This window comes from Yoonia sp. 208BN28-4, assembly GCF_037543925.1.
In the GTDB taxonomy this organism is placed as follows: Bacteria; Pseudomonadota; Alphaproteobacteria; order Rhodobacterales; family Rhodobacteraceae; genus Yoonia.
Genome location: NZ_JBBIFY010000001.1, coordinates 824,274 through 848,034 on the forward strand (window position 1 = coordinate 824,274; position 23,761 = coordinate 848,034).

21 protein-coding genes, 1 tRNA gene and 1 pseudogene are annotated in these 23,761 nt (G+C 57.2%); 8 read left to right on the top strand and 15 right to left on the bottom strand.

What is annotated here, in order from left to right; genetic code table 11:
- Positions 1 to 26 precede the first annotated feature (26 nt).
- Entirely contained in the window at positions 27 to 677 is a 651-nt protein-coding gene (locus V8J84_RS04245; RefSeq protein ID WP_339928403.1) for a 50S ribosomal protein L25/general stress protein Ctc, read from the bottom strand.
- 220 nt (positions 678 to 897) lie between these two features.
- Here V8J84_RS04245 and V8J84_RS04250 point away from each other — a divergent pair, with 220 nt between their 5' ends.
- Positions 898 to 2,046: an MFS transporter gene (locus tag V8J84_RS04250; RefSeq protein ID WP_339928404.1), complete on the top strand. Its 1,149-nt coding sequence runs from the start codon at positions 898 to 900 to the stop codon at positions 2,044 to 2,046.
- Here V8J84_RS04250 and V8J84_RS04255 read toward each other — a convergent pair.
- The 3 genes from V8J84_RS04255 to V8J84_RS04265 form a co-directional block, all read right to left on the bottom strand.
- Entirely contained in the window at positions 2,043 to 3,206 is a 1,164-nt protein-coding gene (locus V8J84_RS04255) for an alpha-hydroxy acid oxidase (RefSeq protein WP_339928405.1), read from the bottom strand. The genes V8J84_RS04250 and V8J84_RS04255 overlap by 4 nt on opposite strands.
- Before the next feature lie 126 nt (positions 3,207 to 3,332).
- Positions 3,333 to 4,124 (bottom strand): tryptophan synthase subunit alpha, encoded by a 792-nt coding sequence (trpA, locus tag V8J84_RS04260; protein WP_339928406.1) that lies wholly within the window; start codon positions 4,122 to 4,124, stop codon positions 3,333 to 3,335.
- Positions 4,125 to 4,186: 62 nt separating this feature from the next.
- Complete coding sequence (locus V8J84_RS04265) at positions 4,187 to 4,600, bottom strand: VOC family protein (protein WP_339928407.1); 414 nt, start codon at positions 4,598 to 4,600, stop codon at positions 4,187 to 4,189.
- Positions 4,601 to 4,688: 88 nt separating this feature from the next.
- Here V8J84_RS04265 and ychF point away from each other — a divergent pair, with 88 nt between their 5' ends.
- The 6 genes from ychF to V8J84_RS04295 all read left to right on the top strand — a co-directional run bounded on the left by ychF (position 4,689) and on the right by V8J84_RS04295 (position 12,862).
- Positions 4,689 to 5,786, top strand: coding sequence for a redox-regulated ATPase YchF (ychF, locus tag V8J84_RS04270; protein ID WP_339928408.1), 1,098 nt, complete (start codon positions 4,689 to 4,691; stop codon positions 5,784 to 5,786).
- A gap of 122 nt (positions 5,787 to 5,908) precedes the next feature.
- Positions 5,909 to 6,667 carry a c-type cytochrome gene (locus tag V8J84_RS04275; RefSeq protein ID WP_339928409.1) on the top strand — a complete coding sequence of 253 codons (759 nt, stop codon included), beginning with the start codon at positions 5,909 to 5,911 and terminating at the stop codon, positions 6,665 to 6,667.
- Between the two features lie 24 nt (positions 6,668 to 6,691).
- Positions 6,692 to 7,960 (top strand): NAD(P)/FAD-dependent oxidoreductase, encoded by a 1,269-nt coding sequence (locus V8J84_RS04280; protein WP_339928410.1) that lies wholly within the window; start codon positions 6,692 to 6,694, stop codon positions 7,958 to 7,960.
- A gap of 125 nt (positions 7,961 to 8,085) precedes the next feature.
- A tRNA-Ser gene (locus V8J84_RS04285) sits at positions 8,086 to 8,175 on the top strand.
- Positions 8,176 to 9,299: 1,124 nt separating this feature from the next.
- Entirely contained in the window at positions 9,300 to 11,132 is a 1,833-nt protein-coding gene (locus V8J84_RS04290) for a calcium-binding protein (RefSeq protein WP_339928411.1), read from the top strand.
- 320 nt (positions 11,133 to 11,452) lie between these two features.
- Positions 11,453 to 12,862, top strand: a complete 1,410-nt coding sequence (locus V8J84_RS04295) for a fused MFS/spermidine synthase (RefSeq protein WP_339928412.1) — start codon at positions 11,453 to 11,455, stop codon at positions 12,860 to 12,862.
- Between the two features lie 103 nt (positions 12,863 to 12,965).
- On the opposite strand, the gene V8J84_RS04300 is transcribed toward V8J84_RS04295, so the two are convergent.
- The 6 genes and pseudogenes from V8J84_RS04300 to V8J84_RS04325 all read right to left on the bottom strand — a co-directional run bounded on the left by V8J84_RS04300 (position 12,966) and on the right by V8J84_RS04325 (position 16,417).
- Complete coding sequence (locus V8J84_RS04300) at positions 12,966 to 13,931, bottom strand: YHYH protein (protein ID WP_339928413.1); 966 nt, start codon at positions 13,929 to 13,931, stop codon at positions 12,966 to 12,968.
- Between the two features lie 11 nt (positions 13,932 to 13,942).
- Positions 13,943 to 14,584, bottom strand: a complete 642-nt coding sequence (locus V8J84_RS04305; protein WP_339928414.1) for a PEBP family protein — start codon at positions 14,582 to 14,584, stop codon at positions 13,943 to 13,945.
- 66 nt (positions 14,585 to 14,650) lie between these two features.
- Positions 14,651 to 15,037 (bottom strand): annotated as a pseudogene (locus V8J84_RS04310) (3-methyl-2-oxobutanoate hydroxymethyltransferase); the annotation flags it as partial.
- A 15-nt stretch (positions 15,038 to 15,052) separates the two neighbouring features.
- Complete coding sequence (locus V8J84_RS04315; RefSeq protein WP_339928415.1) at positions 15,053 to 15,241, bottom strand: hypothetical protein; 189 nt, start codon at positions 15,239 to 15,241, stop codon at positions 15,053 to 15,055.
- 6 nt (positions 15,242 to 15,247) lie between these two features.
- Positions 15,248 to 15,430 (bottom strand): hypothetical protein, encoded by a 183-nt coding sequence (locus V8J84_RS04320; RefSeq protein WP_339928416.1) that lies wholly within the window; start codon positions 15,428 to 15,430, stop codon positions 15,248 to 15,250.
- Entirely contained in the window at positions 15,431 to 16,417 is a 987-nt protein-coding gene (locus V8J84_RS04325; RefSeq protein ID WP_339928418.1) for a sterol desaturase family protein, read from the bottom strand.
- Positions 16,418 to 16,516: 99 nt separating this feature from the next.
- Between V8J84_RS04325 and V8J84_RS04330 the strand changes: the two genes are divergently transcribed.
- A complete protein-coding gene (locus V8J84_RS04330) occupies positions 16,517 to 17,440 on the top strand; it encodes a LysR family transcriptional regulator (protein ID WP_339928419.1) in 924 nt (307 codons plus the stop codon).
- Positions 17,441 to 17,564: 124 nt separating this feature from the next.
- Here the strand turns inward: V8J84_RS04330 and urtE are convergent, their stop codons facing one another.
- From urtE to urtA, 5 genes are all read right to left on the bottom strand, one after another.
- Positions 17,565 to 18,260 carry an urea ABC transporter ATP-binding subunit UrtE gene (gene urtE, locus V8J84_RS04335; RefSeq protein WP_339928420.1) on the bottom strand — a complete coding sequence of 232 codons (696 nt, stop codon included), beginning with the start codon at positions 18,258 to 18,260 and terminating at the stop codon, positions 17,565 to 17,567.
- Positions 18,247 to 19,002, bottom strand: coding sequence for an urea ABC transporter ATP-binding protein UrtD (urtD, locus tag V8J84_RS04340; protein ID WP_339928421.1), 756 nt, complete (start codon positions 19,000 to 19,002; stop codon positions 18,247 to 18,249). The genes urtE and urtD overlap by 14 nt, the downstream gene beginning before the upstream one ends.
- Positions 18,999 to 20,180, bottom strand: a complete 1,182-nt coding sequence (gene urtC, locus V8J84_RS04345) for an urea ABC transporter permease subunit UrtC (RefSeq protein ID WP_339928423.1) — start codon at positions 20,178 to 20,180, stop codon at positions 18,999 to 19,001. Before urtC ends, urtD begins: the two co-directional genes overlap by 4 nt.
- 3 nt (positions 20,181 to 20,183) lie before the next feature.
- The gene (urtB, locus tag V8J84_RS04350; RefSeq protein WP_339928425.1) at positions 20,184 to 22,112 is read right to left on the bottom strand and encodes an urea ABC transporter permease subunit UrtB; all 1,929 of its coding nucleotides are present in this window, start codon (positions 22,110 to 22,112) and stop codon (positions 20,184 to 20,186) included.
- A 74-nt stretch (positions 22,113 to 22,186) separates the two neighbouring features.
- Positions 22,187 to 23,473, bottom strand: coding sequence for an urea ABC transporter substrate-binding protein (urtA, locus tag V8J84_RS04355; RefSeq protein WP_339928426.1), 1,287 nt, complete (start codon positions 23,471 to 23,473; stop codon positions 22,187 to 22,189).
- Positions 23,474 to 23,761 lie beyond the last annotated feature (288 nt).

The window sequence follows — 23,761 nt, forward strand, 5'->3', positions numbered from 1 at the left end:
CTGATCTGATTGTTTTGTGAAAGAGCTTACTGCTCTTCGGCAGGATGCTCGTCAGTTGTTGGCACTTCATCGGGTGCAACATCTTCGTCGTCATCGTCAGCCACAACAGCGCGTGGTGCAGTCACAGCAGCAATCGTGAATTCACGGTCGATGACAGGTGTGACGCCCTCAGGCCATGTAACGCTGTCGGATGTGATCACGTCGCCCATCTGTGCGTCCGACAGGTCGATGTCGATGCTGTCTGGGATGTTGTTGGCCGTCACCAGAAGTTCGACTTCTGTGCGGTTCACGGTCAGCATGCCGCCAGCTGGCTTGAACGGTGCGCTGTCTTCGTTGAGGAAGTTCACCTGAACGAACAGTTTCACCTTCGATGTCTGGCGCAGACGCATGAAGTCGACGTGCAGCGGCAGGTCCTTGACCACATCGCGCTGAACACCGCGACAGATAACGCGCACGTCCTCTTCGCCTTCGACCTTCAGGTTCCACAGCGTGGCAAGGAAACGGCCCTTGCGCAGCTTTGTCAGAAGGTAGTTGAAGTCCATTTCGATGGCTTGCGGGTCTTTGCCGCCGCCATAAACAACTCCGGGCACCATGCCATTGCGACGTGCTGTGCGGGCGGCCCCCTTGCCTGTCCCCGCGCGTGCTGTCGCTTCCAGATCTGGAATCTTACCAGCCATTAGAATTCTCCATATGTGTATGGGACCGCCCTCCAAGGGTGTGCGGTCCGGTGAAGCCGTGCCTATAGGGTGGAATCGCGTGCTTGGGAAGGGGTTTTGAACAGTTTACTTGCGGTATGCCGTCAAATCACGCAGGCAGGATGGCGTTGCTGCGTCGTCGCACGACTTTGGCACTTGCTTTGGCTGAAATCCCCTGCCAACGCTACTCCTTATGTCGATTATGAACGCCCTTTCCGTCTCGCGCAGGCCCGCTGCTGCTTTTGTTGTTGTTGGCCTTTTCTGGGGCGTCTTCGCGGCTCATGTGCCCGTGTTCAAAGCGCAGCTTGGCGTGAATGACGCGGTCTTTGGCACGCTTCTGTTGGGTTCTGCGACTGGCCTTGTTGGGTCCATGTGGTTGGCCCCTTGGGCGGATCGCATCCTGCGCGGGCGGGGCATGCAGGTGGGCGCGGCCGCGCTCGCGCTTGCGTGGTTGATCCCCGCGAACATGACGCTGCCCATCATGTTCGCACTAAGCCTGTCGCTGGTCGGTCTTGCGTCCGGCCTTCTGGATGTGGTGATGAACGCAAGGGTGAGCGAGCTTGAAGCCAAAACAGGCCGGTCGTTGATGAACGCCAACCACGCAATGTTTTCCGTGGCCTACGCCTTTGCCGCCATCGTTTCCAGCTTCACCCGCGACGCAGGCATCCCGCCGATTATCGTCTTTGCGGGCTTTGGCGCGGTTGTCGCGTGCATGATCCCGTTCCTGCACATGGACGTCACCTTTGTGGCCCGCGAAGAGGGAGACACATCCGGCTACCCGTTGTGGCCCATTGCGCTGTGCGGTGGCATCGTGCTTGTGGCCTTCATGTCCGAGGCCACGGTTGAGGCATGGTCCGCCCTGCACGTCGAACGCACGCTGGGCGGGGGTGCTGCCGAAGGGGCGCTTGGCCCCGCGATGCTGGGCTTGACCATGGCCTTCGGGCGCTTTGCAGGGCAGGTGGTGTCTGACCGCTTGCCAGAGGTGCAGGTGGTGATCTGGGCGTCTCTTATCTCGGCCACAGGCGCTGTTATCGCAGCCACGGCAGGATCGCCCGCGATGGCCTACGTGGGCTTTGGCGTGCTGGGGCTGGGCGTGTCTGTGATCGGGCCAATGGGCCTTGCGCTGATCGGCAAGGTCGTGGCCCCGCACATGCGCACCGAGGCCATTTCGCGTGCCGCTGTCATCGGTTTTTCCGGCTTCTTTTTCGCACCCGTCCTGATGGGGCTGGTGTCCGAGGCTTTGGGCCTACGCTGGGCCTTTGCCTGCGTTGGCCTGTTGCTTTTGCTCTGCCTGCCGCTGGCCCTGATGGCCGCGCGTCTGCCCAACCAAACGCGGCAAGAAGGCCGCTAGGCCCACTCGCCCTCAAAGTCTTTCGGCACCAGCAGGATATCGCGGTCCACGTCGTTCAGGTCGCGCTTGCCGCACAGGGCCATCGACACGTCCAGCTCTTTGTGGATGATCTCAAGCGCCTTGGTCACACCGGCCTGACCCATCGCGCCCAACCCGTAGATATAGGCCCGCCCGATCATCACGCCCTTGGCGCCCAGCGCCACGGCTTTGAGAACGTCCTGACCCGAGCGGATACCGCTGTCCATATGCACTTCGATCTGGTCGCCAACGGCTTCCACGATGCTGGGCAACACGCGGATTGCGGACAAGGCACCGTCAAGCTGTCGCCCGCCATGGTTGGACACAACAATCGCATCCGCGCCGACCTTCACGGCCTGTCGCGCGTCCTCGGCGTCAAGGATGCCTTTGAGGATCAGCTTACCGCCCCACTTTTCTTTCAGCTTGGCGACAGTGTCCCAGCTTAGCTTTGGATCGAACTGTTCGTTGGTCCACGAGTTGAGCGACGACATGTTCTCGACCGACTTGGCGTGGCCCACGATGTTGCGAAACGTCCGGCGGTGCGTGCCGAGCATCTCAAGGCCCCAGCCCCATTTGGTCGCCAGATCAAGCATCACGGCAGGGGTCAGCTTGGGTGGGGCAGACAGACCGTTCTTTAGGTCCTTGTGGCGCTGGCCCAGAATTTGCAGATCAAGCGTCAGCACCAAAGCAGAGCAGCCAGCGTTCTTGGCGCGGGCAATGATGTTGTCGACAAAGTCCTCGTCGCGCATCACGTAAAGCTGGAACCAGAACGGCTCTGTCGTGGCCTCGCGCACGTCCTCGATTGAACAGATCGACATGGTGGAGAGGGTATAAGGGACGCCAAACGCTTCGGCGGCGCGGGCGGCTTTGATCTCGCCATCGGCGGCTTGCATCCCTGTCATGCCCACGGGGGCAAGGGCCACAGGCATCGCCACATCCTCACCGATCATCTGGGTCGCGGTGGTGCGGTTGGTCATATCGACGGCAACGCGCTGGCGCAGGCGGATCTTGTCAAAGTCGCTGGAATTTTCAGCGAAGGTCTGTTCCGTCCAGCTGCCGCTTTCGGCGTAGTCGTAAAACATCTTGGGCGCGCGGCGCTTATATTTACGTTTCAGATCGTCGATGTTGGTAATGACAGCCATAGCTCAATTCCCGTAAATTGGTTAGGTTCTCTTACCAATTCTGGAATGTGCGTGCAAGAATTACCTGCGGGACGCTTGCCAGCGGGGCGAGTATTTTTGGCAAAATGATACGTGACGTTGGCGCGATTAGCCGCGGTGAGCACCGTCAGCCAGCGTTTTAACAAAAGCCAGCACGTCAGCGGGGCTTTCGCCTGCGCCGATCTTTTCCACGATGGCAGAGCCGACAACCGCACCATCGGCGATCTTGGCGATGCTTTCGGCAGCGTCCGGCGTTTTGATGCCAAAGCCCACGATGACAGGCAGGTCGGTCTGCGATTTGATCCGCGCGACTTCTGGTGCGACAGCATCGGCTTGGGCGGCAGCGGCACCTGTGATGCCTGTGACGGACACGTAATAGACAAAGCCGGAGGTGTTTTGCAGGACGGTCGGCAGGCGTTTGTCATCGGTGGTGGGCGTGGCCAGCCGGATAAAGTTGATGCCAGCGGCCTGCGCCGGGATGCAAAGTTCAACGTCTTCTTCCGGTGGCAGGTCCACGATGATCAGCCCGTCGATACCCGCCTCTTTGGCCTCTTTCAAAAACCGGTCCACGCCGCGTGAATAGATCGGGTTGTAATAGCCCATCAGCACAATCGGCGTTGTGTCATCGGTTTCGCGCACCGCACGGGCGTAATCGAGTGTTTTGACAAGCGTCTGGCCCGATTCCAACGCGCGTTGGCCCGCAAGCTGGATCGTAGAGCCATCCGCCATCGGGTCAGTAAACGGCAGGCCCAGTTCGATGATATCAACGCCAGCGCCAGCAAGACCCTTGGTCACTTCAAGCCCCATGTCGTAATCCGGATCGCCTGCCATAACATAGGCGACGAAAGCCTTTTTGTTGTCGGCACGGAGTTGCGCGAATTTGGCGTCGATACGGCTCATGATCTGTCCCTTGCGTTTGTCGCCAGCGGTGTGCGGCAAACGGGCGGGAAAATCAATGGGGGTCAGCCCTCCGGTGCATCCGTGTCGATCATCCAGCGGATGCCGAACTTATCCGTCAACGTGCCGAAACCCGGTGACCAGAATGTCGGCTCCCATGGCATGCGGACATCGCCGCCTTCGGCCAACTGATCGAATACGGCTTTGCTTTCATCTGCGGTCGGCATGGCGACGGCGATATTGCAGCCATCCATCGCGGGGCTGTTGCCTGCAAAGTCGTCCGACATCATGATCGTGCCACCGCCGAAATCCATCTGGCAGTGCATGATCCAGTTCTTGCGGTCTTCGGGTATCTCCATGTCGGGCGGCGCACCCTCCATCGTCATATATTCCGGAATGGCGATGCCGAAAATCCGCGCGTAGGCCTCGGTCGCTGCGCGGCACTGGCCGTTGAAAAAGATGTAGGGTGTGGGTGTCATGGTCGTGTCCTCCTTCAACCTTCATAGCACAGCTTGCACGTGGCCCCTCATCCGCATATTGGAACCGCCAAACCGATAGGAGAGCGTCATGGGTTTCAAAATGGGTATCGTGGGTCTGCCGAACGTCGGCAAATCGACATTGTTCAATGCGTTGACCAAGACCGCAGCCGCACAGGCCGCCAACTTTCCCTTCTGTACGATCGAGCCGAATGTGGGCGAAGTCGCCGTGCCGGATGCCCGCCTTGATAAGCTGGCCGATATCGCGTCCTCCAAGCAGATCATCCCGACGCGCATGACATTCGTGGACATTGCTGGCCTCGTCAAAGGTGCGTCCAAAGGTGAAGGCCTTGGCAACCAATTCCTTGCCAACATCCGCGAGTGTGACGCCATTGCCCACGTCCTGCGCTGTTTTGAAGATGACGACATCACCCACGTCGAAGGCCGCGTTGATCCGGTTGAAGACGCCGAGGTGATCGAGACCGAACTGATGCTCGCCGATCTGGAAAGCATAGAAAAGCGTCTTGCCAACCTCACCCGCAAAGTGCGCGGTGGCGATAAGGAAGCGGTGCAGCAGGTCCGTCTGCTGGAAGCGGCGCAAGCGGTGCTGGAAGACGGCAAGCCTGCGCGTCTGGTCGAGGTGGACGCCGACGACGCCAAGGCGTGGCGCATGCTGCAACTGCTGTCCACAAAGCCCGTGCTGTATGTCTGCAACGTGGAAGAAGACAGCGCAGGCACCGGTAACGCCCAGTCCGCGCGCGTGGCCGAAATGGCCGCCGCACAGGGCAACTCGTCGGTCGTGATCTCTGCCAAGATCGAGGAAGAGATCAGCCAGCTTGAGGCAGAAGAGGCCGAGATGTTCCTAGGCGAAATGGGGCTGGAAGAGCCGGGTCTGGACCGACTGATCCGCTCTGGCTACGAACTGTTGCATTTGCAGACCTACTTCACCGTCGGCCCCAAAGAGGCCCGCGCGTGGACCATCAAAGAGGGCACATCCGCCCCGCAAGCCGCCGGTGTGATCCACGGCGATTTCGAAAAAGGCTTCATCCGCGCCGAGACGATTGCCTACGATGATTTTGTGGAGCTGGGCGGCGAGGGTCCGTCGAAAGAAGCGGGCAAAATGCGCGCCGAAGGCAAAAGCTACATCGTCAAGGACGGCGACGTGCTGCACTTCCTGTTCAACAACTGATCCGGCCCAAGTCAGGTTATCCCCACCTTCGGGGGGCTTCACAGTTGGTCTTTATTGGCTAGACTTGCCCTAAGGGCAGGCGGCGTGGCTGCGTCATCCTGCTGTGCGCAACGGGGTGAGCCATGCAATTTCGAAAATCCATTATCGCAAGTCTGGCATTTTGTGCGGCTGTTGCAGTGGCCGGTTTTGCGACATCGCAAGAAACCCTGCTGGAAGACGCGGGCCTGCCGATCTCGAACCCCGATGACATTCTGGCGGTCTGCGGTGGCGACCCCAGCGCAGGCATCACCAATTTCGAACAGACCTGTGCCGCGTGCCATACCTTGGCCGACGGTGAAGCGCACCGCGCTGGGCCAAACCTTTACGGGCTCTACGGGCGCACGGCTGGCAGTGCCGAAGGTTTTGACTATTCGCAGGCCATGATCGCGGCGGGTGAGGCTGGCCTTGTCTGGGGCCGTGACACGCTGCAACCGTTTCTGGCCAACCCGCAAGACGTGGTCGCGGGCACGCCGCACCCGTTCATGCTTGATATGGTGGATGAAATCTATCGCACTGACCTGATGACACACGTGCGGCTGACCACAACGCCGCCGCCCCCAGCGCCCGAGGATGTCACCGTGCCAGAGGTCGTGCTGGCGATGGCAGGCGACGTGCCCTACGGCGAATATCTGGCGGCTGAATGTGCGTCCTGCCACGTCACAGGTGGGGCCAGCGCAGGCGGCGTGCCGCAGATCGACACCCTGACCCGAGAGACGATGATGCTTCGGCTTTACCAGTACAAGGTGGGCGCCTTGTCTAACCGTACGATGGGCAGCGTTGCGGCCAGCCTTGGTGACGAAGAAATTGCCGCGCTTGCCGCTTATTTTGCGCAAGCCAACTGATTTTCCCAACGAAAGGATACTTCCATGACCTTTAACAGACGCCACTTTATCGGAACGGCAATTGCCGGAACCGCTCTTTTGTCAGCGCCGATGGTGCGCGCTGATGGCCACGCCAAACCGCGCGTCGTGGTGATTGGCGGCGGGGCAGGGGGTGCGACGGCAGCCCGCTACATCGCCAAGGACAGCGCAGGGGCTATCGACGTGACTTTGGTCGAACCGCAGCGTCGCTATTACACGTGCTTTTTCTCGAACCTCTATCTTGGTGGTTTCCGCGAAATGGAAAGCCTTGGTCACAGCTATGACAAGCTGGCGACCGACTACGGGATCAACGTGCTGCACGATCTGGCCATGGGCATTGACCGCGATGCCAAGACCGTCACGACCGCACAGGGCTATGTTCTCCCCTATGACCGCCTGATCCTGTCACCCGGCATTGATTTTGTTGATGGTGCTGTGGATGGCTGGGACGTATCCGCGCAAAGCGTGATGCCGCATGCTTACAAGGGCGGCACCCAGACACAAATCCTCAAGGCGCAGGTGGATGCCATGCCACAGGGTGGCACCTTTGCCATGGTCGCACCGCCCAACCCCTACCGCTGCCCGCCTGGCCCGTATGAGCGTGTGTCGATGATCGCGCACCAGCTGCGCGCCAATAACCCCACCGCGAAAATTCTGATCGCCGATCCTAAGGAGCGGTTCTCGAAGCAGGGTCTTTTCCAGGAAGGTTGGGACAACAACTACGACGGTATGATCACATGGATCGGGTCGGAAGACGGCGGCGGCGACGTGAGCGTCGATCCGAACGCGATGAGCATTACCATCGCCGGAGAGGTGACCCAAGTGGACGCCTGCAACGTGATCCCCGCTATGCAGGCTGGCAAGATTGCCCATATCGCGGGCGTGACCGAAGGCAACTGGGCGCCCGTGAACGCGACTGACCTGTCATCCAAGATGGATCCGAATGTGCACGTGCTGGGCGATGCTTGCGCGCAGGGCGACATGCCAAAATCCGGCTTCTCCGCCAACTCGCAGGCCAAGGTCTGCGCCAATGCCGTGCGTGGTGCCTTGACCGACAGCCGTGTGTTCCCGGCGCGGTTTGCCAACACTTGCTGGTCACTGATCGACACCAACAACGGCGTGAAGGTCGGCGCGACCTATGAGGCAACCGACGAAAAGATCGCCCGTGTCGATGGCTTCATCTCCGAAACCGGCGAGGCGCCCGAGGTGCGCGAGGCAACCTATGAAGAAAGCCTTGGCTGGTACGAAGGCATCAGCGCCGACATGTTCGGCTAGACGACAAAAATTTGCGCGTGCGCCGGGTTTTTTCGGTGCACGCGCAGTGCACGCCCTGTGCACGCTTTGCACACCGCCAAAATTGGCACTTGCCCCCCTGAAAACAAGCCGCTAAACGCGTCAGCGGAGACGTGGCCGAGTGGTCGAAGGCGCTCCCCTGCTAAGGGAGTAAACGGGGAACCGTTTCGAGGGTTCGAATCCCTTCGTCTCCGCCATTTCACCTAATATTTGGTGAAAATTTGACAATTTAATTGGTTTTTCGTTCCGGTGAGCCCGTCTTTTAATGAGGGTAGGGCATAATTGTATTCGCCGAGAAGCATGGTTCGCGGTTCGAAGGATGAGCAATAAATACATCAGACCTTTTCTGGTCGCGGACGCGTAGATGGCACTCCATGAGCCCTTTTCCATGACTTCCTACACTAAACAACACGTCGATGACAGGCGCGTATTGAGCGCAATTGTCTCTATTGATTGCAGTTGCTTTTGGCGGCGCGATGGGGCTTTGGCATTCGGCCCGCAAAATACGCTCTACGATCGCTCGAAGTGGAAGAGCGTCTTCGCCTGAGTAACGAAGGGTTTGTTGGCTGAGCAGGGTGAAGAAAACTAAGAGATGATCGCCCCCACCTACCACTGGGAGCGCCGAACAGCGATCAGCGAGGGAATGAACTGGGGGGCCTGAAAGCCTGATTGGGCTGCACGAGGGATGGTGCAAAAATCATGCTCGACACCATGCGCGACAGTTAGGGCCGGTCGCTCAATATCCCCGTCGGCGCCGTACAAGTCGGCAAATACATCGGCACATGAGCATTGCTGAGCAGCTTGCCGATTATCGACTGACTGCAAAGGGATCGCTGTTATGAGTTCGATTGGATCAGAAAAGCGCTAAAAGGGCATGCAAATTTGCGCGTGTATTCTTAGTCTTAGGTAAAGCAAAAAATTGTAAAACACAGCAAGCGCTGCAACCGGAATGAAACCATGTTTGGCAGGTCCAAAATTAGTGGCGAGGGATAATCCGCTACGACTTGTGAACAAAAGTTCTATTTAAAGGCATCGCCCGCGCGGCAGCCGTCATCTATGGGCCGTGAGTCTCGAGACTCAAGCAGGAATTTCCAATTAGCGACATCTTTCTGATGTAAGCGAAATACTGTGGGGGAGCGTTAGTTGCGTAATGCTTGGCCGGATATCAGTAATTTTCGCCATAATGGGTTCAATAAGTAATTGGGCGTTCTCTTTTGTTCTTGCAACCTCGAAGGGAGTATTTCATCAATGAAAACAAGCGCTTTCGGCTATGGTAGTATTTTCGCGCTATAATTGGTGAACTGAAGAAACGAGAATTTAGATGCCTGATGTTAGTCATGACCGAACAATTTATGTGGATCGCGTCGATGATTTCATCGGCAATGAGTCGAGTGAGAAATTTCTGGTGAGTGCGATTTCGACGGGCGCACCAAACGTCGTCCTAGATGGGGCAGGTGGTCTCGACACACTTGATGCGCGCAACGTTTTTGTTGGCTACTCGACGATGTCTTTTCGGGACACCGAAGTTGATGGGGCGAATGGCTTTTCATTCGGAGATTTCGATGCCGTCAACTTCGAACAAATCTTTGGGAATAGTACGCACGGAAATAGGTTCTTGGTTCAGTACTTGGAACATGAAGTTGTCCTGCATGGGGGCGAAGGTGATGACTGGTTTGCCGCATCTTTTGGGCCGCGAGAAACCCCTACATCAGATACTTTCCACGGCTATGGTGGGGACGATTATTTTAGTGTTCGTCCCTTGGACCAAGCATTTGGTGGCGATGGCGATGACATCTTTTCTCTCTACGCGACAAGCGGCGATCTAACGGGTTCGTTTGTCGACGGCGGTAACGGAAGGGATACGCTTAAGTTAAGTTTTGGATGGACGGTCGATCTGTCAAAATTTTACGCTGATAGTCCTTTCTCAGGTTCGTCTGACCGCTATGTTTTTGAGAATATAGAAAACGTCGAAGTTTATGCCTGGCGTGGATATCACAGCCATGTCATCGGCGACTCAGGAGCGAATATCTTGAGTGTTAACGTCGACCGCGACGACGGGTCGGTCGGCGTTCACTTTGATGGTTTAGCGGGGCATGATACTCTTACAGGCAGCAAAGGGTCCGATACGCTCAACGGCGGCCAAGGAAACGACTTTCTTTTCGGCGACTTGGACGGTGATTTCCTCGTAGGTGGCAGGGGCGGTGACACGTTAAGTGGCGGTGACGGCTCGGACAGGTTATACGATGGGGCTGGATCTGATGCCGTTTATGGTGGCGCAAATGACGACTACGTTCGCGTCGGCGGTGGCGCAGACTATTTCTACGGCGGTTCCGGCAAGGATTATATCAGCTATTACGACAGTACTGACGGTGTGAATATTAACCTTGAGACTAATGAGGTGTCAGGATCATGGGCATCCAATGACACCATCAGCGGATTTGAAAGCGCGTCGGGCTCTAGGACCGGAAACGACGTTGTTCACGGCACGTCTGGCTCCAACACAATCAAAACTTATGGTGGTGACGACAAGGTCTACGCGGGATTTGGCACCGACAAGGTCGAGCTTGGTGATGGCAATGACTATGTCCGGGTCGGGGGTGGTCAGGAAAGCTTCGACGGTGGGGCTGGCACGGATTACATCAGTTATTACGACAGCTCGAACGGTATCTTCATAGATCTTGAAGCTGATACAGTTTCCGGATCATGGGCCGTGAACGACACAATAAAGAACTTCGAGAGCGCTTCCGGCTCGTGTACTGGCGATGATGTCATTTTGGGCACGTCTACATCTAACACGCTTGGCGGCTTTGGCGGCGATGATAAGCTGTATGGACGCGAAGGTGATGACAAGCTCTTTGGTGGCAGCGGTGAAGACCGCTTTGACGGTGGCGCGGGCACAGATCTTCTGTACGGCGGTGCCGATGCCGACGTATTTCACTTTGATCGCGGAGAAGATCACGACATCATCAAGGATTTCGAAAACAACATTGACGAGATACAGCTTGACAACTTCAACTTTGCGGCTGGTCAGGATGCCTTTGATTTTGCCTATCAAGTCGGGGCTGATGTGGTCTTTATCTTTGGCGGAGGTGACATTTTAACGGTTGAGGGTGTGTCCATCGGTTTGCTGTATAACGACCTCACCATGGTTTGATCTGGGCGAAAGATTGGAAAACTTAGCTTTGGCCAATTCCAGCAGAGTCCGCGGCTGGAGATTTGCATCAGAAATAGTCTAATTCAGCGGACCAATGGAAAGCAGGCGAGAGAGTCAGCACGGTGATTACGTATGGTAGTTCCAGCTTAGAATGCTGATAGCACATCCGCGCGACATCTGATGTGCTTCGTGTCTGTCGATGCTACAACCCTCGCTTTGGGACAAGCTGCCGCGCGTGAAGCCTAGGCTTCGGCGTGTCTATCGATTACTGCAACGATCCTAGATGTGGCCACGCATTGGATGGAGAGCAGGGAATTATTATGCAGTTTTGGAGGGCGATCATTCTCATTTTGGTTCTGTCCGTCGTGGGGCTTACTTACGAGATTGCCGCGGGTCGCGTTCTTGCGCCGTTTTTTGGAACGTCACTGATCACCTGGACCGCTGTGATTGCGACCGTTCTGGCTGGGTTCTCGCTGGGCAGTGCACTTGGCGGGTTGATCGCCGAACGCGAACCGTCCGTTGCGACACGTGCGGTGCGTCAGGCGCTGATTGCCACGGGGATACTCATGGCACTTTCACCGACGATCCTGGGCATTCTTTACACAGCGGGCGCGCGGGGCACGGGGGGCATGTTCTTTTCCGTCGTCATCGCGTTCTTTCCTGCATCGGTTCTGGTCAGCTTTCCGTCGCCCTATCTTGCCAAGCTTGCGGTTCAAGCGCGCCCCGGTCGTGAAGGCTCATCCTTGGGGCTGGTGCTGGCCGCAGGATCGGTGGGCGCTATTTTCGGGGCGATCCTTGCAGGGTTTGTCGCTCTGCCCTTTGCGGGATCGTCGCTCACGTTTTTGATGTGTGGGGTGGCGGCCTTTCTGTGCGTGCCGTGGATTAAGAACACCGCGCCAGTTGAGCCGTCGACATTGGTTTTGGGTCTGTTTGCGATCGGCCTGAACCTGCTGAACGGCTCAGTCTGCCGCTACGAATCTGGACTGTCATGCATTGATGTCGGGCGCCGAGGGTCCGAAATCGCCCTTTTCTCGGATCGCGTGCGTCAGGCCGCCGAGCGTAATACAATCGGGACCGCCAGCGCGCCCGAAGACGTTTTGGTGCTGCCCTACACGCAATTGATCTGGTCGCAGCTGGCGCAGGATCTGCCGACCGACGCAGAGGTTCTGTTTATCGGCGGCGGCGGGTATTCGCTGCCAAGCCTGCTGGTAAGCGCATCGCCAACGGTGCAGGCTGACGTGGTCGAGATCGACCCGATGATCACCGAGGTCGTAAAGCAAAACCTGCCTTGGGCCGGCACCGTGATACGCGAAAACGAGAGGCTTGAAATCGTGCATGCTGATGGGCGGATGTTCATCAACGAGACTCCGAAGCAGTATGATGCCGCTGTCATGGACGCATTCTCATCCAACTCCGTTCCCGCGCATCTGGTGACGTTAGAAACCTATCAGCAGCTTCGCAATGTTGTTGCTGGACCTGTCTATGTCAATCTGATCGACGAGCCTGACGGACGCCTTGTCCAGGGCACATACGCGATCCTCAATCAGGTTTACCCCCATGTGACCGCCGTGACCGGAACCCTGAGCCCGCGCGGATATGCAAACATCGTTTTGACGGCATCCCCTTCGCCGTTAGAGCCGTTGGACGAGATGCCCGATGGCTATGCCGTCTCATCCATATCGGACAGCCGGGCCTTTACCGATGATCGCGGCTGGATAGGACACCGATAGCAAAGCCGGGATGAAGCATCCTGTCGCAGCGCAAAAATTGACGGTCCGAATTACTGAAAAACCATCAAAACGGGAGAGACGTCCCAATAGGTTTGCCGTCGATTTACCTACACAATTCGCCTTCAAAGACCTCACCACCGTTGGTGACGGTTGAAGTTGTGTAATTGTAGCAATTTGGCGTGCCGGATGGTGCGTAGCGGATGTAATAGGCTTCGCCTTCATAGGTGTAATCCATGCTTCGGCTACCATCATCGTTCTGGGTGAAGACCAGATTTTCCACACCTCCACGCGGCGGGCGTCCTGCCTCAGGGCCAAGACCTCCGTCTGCCATGTTGAGCGGACGCACCCGTGGCACGCGATCAAGGTCTTCGACCACACCCATCAGGCATTGCACGATATACGGCGCATCGGCAGACGTGTGATAGCGATAGCCAAAGACGTCGTCCGGCTGACCGTTACAGACGTCAAGTGCACCTGCGGCAATGGCGGTGCCATCGGGATTTGTGTCGCGGAAAATCGGGAAACCGTCAAAGCCCCAACCGATGATCGCGGCGGGGTCGCCTTTGTTATCCATCGCATCGATCATACAGGTTGGCCTGGTGTGGTAGTGATAGTCGTCACCGCGACCCGCATGGCCGCCGCATGTATCAAGCTGCCCTGTCAGCACGGTATCAAGGTGGCCTTGGTGGGTGTGCAGGTCGCTGTCAGACAATTCGCCACCCGCTGTGTAGTCGTAAATCGGCACCCCGTTCACAGCCACGCCGATGGACGCATCACGTGTCAAAGGGTTGCCGGTGTATTGCGGGGCCAGCATCACAGGCGCGGACCAATTTCCGGGCACCGGGACCTGTTCGTTACTGCCTGTGATGCCCGTCATCATCTCATGGTCGGGGTAGGTGTCCGACGTCAGATAGGCATTGTCGTTATCGCAAGTGACACTCACGCTGTTGGCAAAGCCCGCCTCATCCACAGAGGCCTGCACGGCGGCGCAGTGGTCATCGTGGGCGCTGGCAAGGTTCGGCGCGAGAAAAGCGACCACGGCGATGGCATAAGGTTTGAATGCGTTCATCAGAAAATCCCTTATTCGACCGTAAGACGACACAGAACGGTGTTGCTCTGTTCCAGATCCGGTCCCCAGATGAATTCTGCGGCCGCGTTCCAGCTGATCCGGTCATAGCCGTCCTTCGGGTCGACATCGCGGGCGCTGTAAACATCGGCGGAAGGCCAGTCTGATGCATCGAAACTCGCTAAGTCCCAGCCGTCCGGTTCGTTCTCGGCGTTGAACCCGCAAGCGCCAACACCTGCGATAGGATCGCGTTCGCTTTCGCAGGATTTATCAAGCGGCGCTGTGTGGGTGACATAGCACTGCCACTCACCATCGCTGACAATAACAACCTCGCCACTGGCATCCATGATTTGCACGATCACACCGCCATCGCCCATCTGCTGGCGGCGCGTGCCGATATACTCAAGACCGGTGTCGTTTTCTTTGAAGTCTTTGGCCACAAGACCAATCGTAAACGGACGCTCCGCCTCGAACGTGAAACTTTCGGCGTTGAAGGACCGTTCGGTCGTGATCGACACGCTGTCCTCGGCGACCTGTTCGCCATTGATACGCATCTCGAACCAATTGTCTGCCCAGACATCGGCGGAAAAGGTTTCGGCATGGGCGGCACTGGCGCCACAAACCGCGAGCGCACAAGCGGGGACAATCAACTTCATTCTAAAATCCTTTAGGGAGCATCTACGTCTTGTACGAACAAGCGTTCGCATTCCGTCGCCAGAAATCTAGATTTTGAAGGTTTCCGTCAGTAAATCCGCGTTCATAGCGACGCTATGCTTATCTTTGGGGAACGACCCGTCCGTGACATCTGCAATATATTCACGATAGGCGGCGACCCGCTCTGCCTGCATCTCGTCGCGCTTGGCCGCAAAGTTGCGGTACGTTTTGGCGTGTCGTGGGATGTGACCACGGTTTTCGCCCAACAGGTCGGCACTGAACAGGTACTGGGCATCAGATACACTGCCAGAGCCGAGCGAGATCGTCAGTATCGATGTGCGTTTTGTAATCTCGGTCGCAAGCGGTGCGGCAAGCACTTCCATTTCCACGGCAAAGGCGCCCGCGCTTTCAAAATCCTGCACCTGTTGCCAGACCATTTTGGCCTGCTCAGCCGTCTTGCCAACCGCTTTTTAGCCCCCCGTCCACGTCGCTTTGGGCGGGACCAGCCCGACATGGCAGATCACCGGAACACCTTCGCGGGCCAGTGCTCCGACGATGTGGGGGCTGTAGCCGCAATAAACCGACTGCGCGCCTGCCGTCATTGCGCCCATGGCAGCACGCAGGGCCTCTGTCTCGTTCGCATGCTGGCCCCACGGCAACCCGTATTAGAAATGGCTGTCTGGCACGCTCATTGCCCAGCCCGCCCGTTCGGGCACGAAGGCGGTGCCGATCTTGTCCATACCAGCTTGGGACGCAGCAATCGCCTCTTCTTGGCTGGCAACCTGTACGTAGGCGATGGTCCGTTTGCCTTTTGTATCCAAAAGGTCCTTGACCGTCATCCCGCCCATTTACTTGGCTCCATTGGTGAATTTCTTGCGACGTTCGCGGATTTTGGCGTCAGATTCTTGTGTGCCGTCGTGGAACGACCCGAACCACTTGTCCCACGGAATTTCCAACGACCCGTAGTTACACTCGAAATAGCGGTGGTGCATCTGATGGTGGAATGTCCCGAGCTTCAGGCGGTTCTTATCCTTAACGACCATACCTTCGAACCCGGTGTGCGTGGTGGCCGCCGTCAGCGCGTAATACTGAAGGTGGAACAGGATATGGACCGGATGTGCGGCCACGACAAAGTGGATCAGAACGGACCCAAGGAAGATCAAATGCTCAACCGGATGCATCGCCATGCCGGACCACGGACCTACGTTGATGTTGCGGTGATGCAGGGCATGCACGTGTTTATAGAAGAACGGAATGTGCAAAAACCGGTGAATCCAGTAGAAATAAAAGCTCTCCCAAACAGGGATGAGCAGGAAAAGTGCGACGAACCACACGGGGTTCGCAGCCCACGTCAGCATCGGCGCATAGCCATTGGCCATCGCCCAGAACATCAGCACTTCATAGGCGGTCCAGATGGTGACGCCGCTGGCAATGGTCCAGAACATGTTGTCGCGGATCTGCCCACCCAGCGTGAATTGCCGCCCGTTCTTCATCAACGGACGCGGGTCGTATTTCAGTTCCTGTCCCTGTTTGGTGAAGGTGTAGAAATACAGATGCAAGCCCCCCGCAACGAGGGTCATCAGGATGACATTGCGCACAAACATTTCCGCAATCCACCCAAACGCAAAGGTTTGCGTCACCTCAAGCGGGGGTTGGAACCAGTAGAATGAAATGAAGGCAATCGCGACGATCATCAGGCGCTCTGTGATGAAAAACCATGAATTGAGGAACCACGTCACAATCGCCACAGGGCGGGGTGGCCAGCTGAAAATGGGTGACACTTGCAGCGGCACATTCGGCGTATGGTTCCAGCCTTTTAGGGGTGCATCAGACATAACTTGGCCTCCAAATGGTTCCGCTAGAATATGCCAGACTTTCGTTTCGCGCAAAAACACTATTAAAAGTCGAACATCATCACAAAAACAGAGCAAGCGATGGCACTGACCCTCAAAGCAATGGAATATTTCACAACGGCCTTGCGCCACGGCAGCATTGTGAAAGCGGCCGCAGAGTTGAACATCGCTGCTTCGGCGATCTCAAGCGCGATTGACCAGGTCGAAGCAGAATTCGACCTTACCCTTGTGGTCCGCCAACGGGCGCGGGGCATTCAAGCAAACGCGGCAGGACGCGAGGTCGCGCGCAAATGCGAACATTTGTTGGATGACTATCGGTCCCTTCTCGTTGAAGGAACGGACCTGAAAAGATCACAAAGCGGAACGCTGCGGATCGGGTATTATGCGCCGATTGCGCCAGCATTTCTTCCTCAGGTGTTTGACGCCTTTCTGGAGGACGGCTCTGCTGTGACGCTCGACCTTGAGGAATGTAATAACGACGACGCGCAAGACGGGCTGCTGACTGGAAAGTACGATGCCATTTTGTTTGTTGCGGAAGGTGTGCGACCGTCCATCGACTTTGACGTTCTAATCACGGCACCGCCCTATTGCTTGCTGCCGCAGTCGCATCCTTTGACACGGTATGAATCTGTCACGATGGACCAGATTGCAAAGGAACCTTTGGTTGTCCTGAACCGCCCGCTTGCTGCCTCCTATTACGAAGGGCTGTTTCAAGTCGGGACACGGCAAGCGCCTGTCGTCGCCTATGCAAACAGCACCGAGATGGTGCGCAGCCTTGTGGCCGCTGGCCGAGGATGCGCCATTTTGAACATGCTGCCATTGACCTCTGACACCTACGGTGGTGCGCCCGTCGTGGCCCGTCCGATTTTAGATGCCTTGCCACCGCTTACTCTTGCCATCGGCTACGACAGCGCACGACCAAGGCGGATCGTGCAAGATTTCGCGCGTGCTTGCCGCGATCACTTTGAGAAAATTGGACCTGCAAAACTGGTCATTTCAGGATGAAGTTGAACCGGCAGATGGTCCAGGTAAACCCGGTTGGGGTCTGCAACAAACCCTCAGTCGATGAAAGTTCGCTGCGATCATACGTATGCCCCATCTTCCAGATGCCCCATACAGCAGAGCGATCCTAAAGGGCGAGCGCCTGCAAAAGCGCCTCACGTTTGGCGTCCGGCTTTGGCAAGGACTGCACAATCTCGCCACGTTGCATGATGTGGAAGTGATCAGAGTTGCTGTAGGCAAACTCAAAGTTCTGTTCGACGAGGATGATCGCCAAATCACCGCGATCACGCAGAACTTGGATGGTGCGACCGATCATTTGAATGATGTTCGGCTGAATGCCCTCGGTCGGTTCATCCAGCAGCAAAACCTTCGGGCGCGAGATGAGCGCACGGGCAATCGAAAGCTGTTGCTGTTGCCCACCCGACAGATCACCGCCACGTCGGGTTTTCATTTCAGCCAGTACGGGAAAGAGATCAAAGATATCATCAGGGATCGTGCGATCTGATCTGGGCAGGCAGGCGAAACCTGTTTCAAGGTTCTCTTCCACAGTCATTAAAGGAAAAATTTCACGACCCTGCGGCACATAGCCAACACCGGCCTTTGCGGCCACAGCGGCGCGCCCAGATGGCAGTGACGTGCCCGCCAATGTGACGGATCCGCCCGTGAAAGGGTGCCGTCCTGCAATGGCCTTCAGCAGGCTTGTTTTGCCCACACCATTGTTCCCCGTCACACAGGTGACCTGTCCTACCGGCGCGTTTAGCGTGATCCCGTTGAGGATCTGGGATTGCCCGTATTTCAGGGTGAGGTTCTCAAGCGCCAGCATCACTACGCCCCAGATAAACGTCCACGACTGTCTTGTTCTTGGTCACGTGATCCAGTGATCCTTCGGCCAGCACGGACCCTTCGTGCAGCACCGTGACTTTGCAGTCCAATCGCCTGACGAATTCCATGTCATGTTCCACCACAATCACCGCGCGTGTCTTAGCCGCCCTTTTCAGAATGTCTGTCGTGTGCTCGCGCTCATGCGCTGTCATGCCAGCGGCGGGTTCATCAACTAGCAACAGGCGAGGGGACTGGGCCAGAAGCATTCCGATCTCGAGCCATTGCTTTTGCCCGTGGCTTAATTCGCCTGCGGGGCGGGTCAGGTGGTCGGTCAGGTTGATCTCGGCGGCGATCTCTTCCAGTCGCGCTGCACCTTCGTGGGTCTTTTTGTAGAAAAGAACCGAGAAAGGCCCGCGCGGGTTTTTCAGGGCCATGGCGAGGTTTTCACGAACCGTCTGCGCCTCGAACACTGTGGGTTTCTGAAACTTTCGGCCGATCCCAAGCCGGGCGATTTTGCTTTCGGACATACCAATGAGCGAACGGCTGTCATCGCCGAACAGGATACGCCCTTCATCGGGTCTGGTTTTGCCCGTGATAATGTCCATAAAGGTCGTCTTGCCTGCGCCGTTGGGGCCGATGACGGCGCGCAATTCAGGCTCTCCGATCTGGAGCGACAGGTTGCTGATTGCCTGAAATCCGTCAAAATTTTTGGAGATGCCAGACATTTCGAGAAGTGAGGTCATGATTTACGCGCCAGTTTGTCAAAGAGACCGCCGATGCCCTTGGGCGCAAAGAGCGTGACCAGAACAAAGGTCAGGCCCAGCAGCACAAGCCACCAATCGACCCATTGGATCGTATAGAAGCCAAGATTGATGTTGGGTGCGCCGCCGCCTGTGAACCAGCTGGAGAGCAGTGACACCAGCGCCGCACCGATCACGGCACCATAAAGCCGCCCGCGCCCGCCAATGGCGACCCAAACCGCCAGATAGATCGACGCGATGGGCGCAATTTCGGCAGGGTTGATGATGCCCGCCTGCGGATAATACAAAGCGCCCGCAATGCCCGCCACGATTGCCGTGATGGTAAAGACAAACAGCTTATAGCTTTCGACATGGTAGCCCAGAAACCGCACGCGGCTTTCGTCATCGCGGATCGCTTGGATGATGTTGCCCAGCTTGCTGTCGGTGATCCACGCAAACAGAAGATATCCCAGCGCAAGAGCGAGCGCGGATGCAAGGAAGAAGGCAAGCGAGACCACATCCTGTCCGCTGTCCGCGTAGCCGGGGATGTTTTGAAGGCCCGACAGGCCGTTGTTGCCCCGCAGCCCACTGTCATTCTGGAAAAGGTAAAGCGACAGGGCGAGCGTCATCGCCTGCGTCAGGATTGACAGATAGACGCCGGTGACGCGACTGCGAAAGGCCAGCCAGCCAAAGACCAGCGCCAGAAGGCCAGGCACCAGAACGACGAACGCAAGCTGGATGAACAGGCTATCTGCAAAGGTCCAGACCAGCGGAAAGTCGGACGATCCCACAACGCCAAAAATCTGGTTGCCAATGGCGTCCGACATCTCCTGCGTCGTTGGCGGTATGACCTGTCCAGCAAGGCTTTCGGCCACAATGATCTCGGTGCGGGCATACATCAGCCACATGCCGATGGCGTAGCCGCCGATCCCGAAGAAGGCGAAATGGCCAAGGCTCAGGATGCCGCAATACCCCCAGACCACATCCATGGCGATCGCGACCAAGCACAGGCACAGCGTTTTGCCCAATGTTTTGACAAAGGAGGTCGAAATCAGGCCGACGCCAGTTGCGTCTGACATCACGGCGACAACGGCCGTGAATATGCCGAGGGCCGCGAGGAAATAGAGCACCGACGGATTGCGGGCGATAAAAGATGTGCGAGGCATGTCTGTCAGAGCCATGGATCAGTCCGCCGCCGCGCGGCTTTTGGGGGCGACGATCCCCTTGGGCCGGAATTGGATAAACAAGATGATGAACAGGATCATGTAGGTCTGGGCGGCCAAGGTATTGGACGGGTTCAGCCACTCGATACCTTTTTGCAGGAACCCGATCAGTCCGGCCCCGGCCAGCGTGCCGAAGACCGAACCGACACCGCCTACCACAACGGTCATGAAGCTTTGTACGATGTAGTTTGCGCCCATCTCTGATGTGACCTGCGCATAAAGGCCGATGCCCACACCTGCGACACCCGCAATGCCAGAGCCAAGACCGAAGGTCATCATGTTGATCCGGTCGGGATTGATCCCCATGGAGGCCGCCATCCCGGGGTTCTGGCTCACGGCGCGCACTTCCAATCCAAGACGCGTGCGCTTGAGGATGAACAGCAACAGGCACAGGAACAGCAGCGCCAATACGAAAATCGCGATGCGGATATAGCTGATCTGGATGTTGTCTGTGATCATCAACGCGCCTCCCAGCCAATCAGGCGACGTCAGCGGGCGGGCCTGTGTCCCGAAGATGCTTTTGGCGATCTGTTGCAGGGCGATGGAGATACCAAATGTAGCCAAAAGCGTTTCAAGCGGACGGTGGTAAAGATACCGGATCACCAGCCGTTCCATTGCAACGCCTGCGCCAAATGTAACGGCAAAGGCCAACGGCAGGGCGATCAGCAACGACACGGTGTAATCGGGCACAAAAAGCTGCACGACATAGCCAGTGTAGGCGCCCATCATGATGAACTCTCCATGTGCCATGTTGATGACGCCCATCTGCCCAAAGGTGATGGCAAGGCCAATGGCCGCCAAGAAGTAGATCGACGCAAGCGATAGCCCGTCCAGCGCCAGATCAACGGTCTGTTCCACACCCACCTGCGTCTCTATGGCGTCCAGTGTGGCACGAGCCGCGTCGGTAATGGCAGGGTCATCTTCGGTATACAGGTCATAGAAGACCGCGTTCTCAAGGGCCGCTGTGATGTCGTCTTGCGTCACTAATGGCGGCACGACCTCATCGCGTGCCAAGGCGCGGTAGGCTTCGTTTCGCATCTCTTGGCTGTCCAGTTGTGCCAGAGGAATGCCGCCAACGCGCCCGTCCGAGATATTAGCCTCAAGTGCGGTGCGGATGTCACTTGAGGGGACGATGGCAGGTGCAAGGCCCGCATCTACAAGTTTGAGATAGCTGGCGGCGGGATCGTCCGTCGGATCATGGATGGTAGCGATATTGCCGTCAGGGGCCGCTGCGGCGACGCCGCTTTCGGTGGCCAATATCTGGCTCAGCACGGCGCGCGCCTCGACGGATGTATCGGCAGACATGCTTTCGATTGCGGCGATACGAGCCTGTGTATCTTCGCCAAATCGCGCGATCAAAAAGCTGATGAGCTGTTCTTTACGGGCGCGCAAAGCTGGATCATCTTCTCGCTCAAGTGAGGCCGTCAACGGTGCAAGCTGGCTGGCGTCACTACGCCGCGCGATACTATCAAGAGCGGACTGTCGGCGTTCGGGGTCCGGATCGGACAGCTGAAACTGCACAAGCGCGGTCCCGATGACACGCCGCACGCCGCCGTTGGGGCGCAGTTGTGTAAATCCATCCGAGGAGGCAGTCGTTTCAAGGCCGCTATCCAGATCGCGCAGGGCCAGAGTATCGCCATCTTCGGAGGCAATGAAAAAGAAGTCCGTGGCGTCCTCTTGCCAAACGTTGCGATCTGCCCACTGCTCCATAAAAACCGGCACCTGCGGCAGTCCCGAAGCGACCATATCGTCCAAGACCACGCCTACCGAATTGCGCGATGGTTTGGCGACCTCATCGGCGTGGGTCTGCAATATCGTCTGTAAGTCTTGTGCAGACGCAAGGCTGACAGAGACCAGCAACCAGAACAGGCTTAGCAGGACACGCACCATAAGGGATTGTTCTTTCGATTTAAGGAGCAGCGGGTAGGGGGGTCGGACGCGTCAACGCCCGAACCCGCTTTTGCTTAGTAGTTCGACGTCAGCTGAACGCAGGTCTCGGTCTCGGTGTTGTACATGCCACAGCCGAGGTCTTTCCAATCAGAGACCAGCACCGCGGATTCTGGCAGGAAGTCGGTCCATGCATCGCCCGGAACCTCCTCGGTCTGGGAGATAATGTCGAACTGGCCGTCCGCCGTGATCTCACCGATCAGAACCGGCTTGGCGAGGTGGTGGTTCGGCAGCATCACGGCGGTGCCGCCGGTCAGGTTCGGGAATTCCTGCCCGTACATGGCCTCGCGCACGGCATCGACATCCGTAGTGCCCGCTTCGGTCACCGCGTTCACCCACATGTTGAAGCCGATATAGTGGGCTTCCATCGGGTCGTTCGTGACGCGGTCTTCGCCCATGGCGTCTTTCCATGCGGCAACCCATTCGGCGTTGGCGTCACTTTCTGCAGACTGGAAATAGTTCCAAGCCGCGAGGTGGCCGACAAGGTCGGACGTGTCCAGACCAGACAACTCTTCCTCACCCACCGAGAACGCGACGACGGGGATATCGTCCGCCGAAATGCCGGCGGCGGCCAGCTCTTTGTAAAAGCCGATATTGGCGTCACCGTTGATCGTTGAGATCACACCCACCTGAGAACCATCAGCGCCCAGTTCAACCACATCCGCCACAATCGTGGACCAGTCGGAATGACCAAACGGGGTGTAGTTGACGAAGATGTTTTCCTCGGGAATGCCTGCATCGATCAGGTATTGCTCAAGGATATTGTTGGTGGTTCTGGGATAGACATAATCGGTGCCGAGCAGCGCAAACTTCTCGACGCCAAGTTCCTCAAGGAAATAGTCAGTTGCGGGAATAGCCTGCTGGTTTGGTGCAGCGCCTGTGTAGAACACGTTCTTGGAGCTTTCCTCACCCTCGTATTGAACGGGATAGAACATCAGGCCGTTCAGCTCTTCCAGAACGGGCAGGGCTGATTTGCGCGACACAGATGTCCAGGAGCCGAAGATCACATCAACCTCGGACACGGTCAGCAATTCACGCGCCTTCTCCGCGAAAAGCGGCCAATCGGAGGCTGGATCAACGACAACCGCTTCGATCTCGCACCCCAACAGACCACCGGCTGCATTTTGCTGTGCGATCAGCAGTTCCATCGTGTCTTTGAGCGTGGTTTCAGAAATCGCCATCGTGCCAGAGAGCGAGTGCAGCACCCCGACTTTGATAGGATCGGCGCAGTCCTGTGCCGTGGCCGACCCGGCAATCAGGGCGACAATGGCCGCACCAAGGGTGTATTTGGTATAAAGTTTCATTCGGGCATCCCCATTTGGCGTGCGGAAGGCCCGATACCTTGACGATCTGACGTCAAAGGACCAAGTCTGATCCACACAGCGTTTGCTGTAGCTGCGGACGGGTTGGATCCTGCAAGACTGGCCCGTCCGTAGCGCTCCATGCTGAAGCTGCGCCGACGACACACTTAATCGAACGCGCGGCACAAGCTGCGGAAGCGGAGAAAAAGCCTTATCACTGTTCGATTGCCCGCTTGGTGGGCGCTTTTTCTTGATGCTGCCCGAAAATTAGTCGCCACACCCAGATCGCAT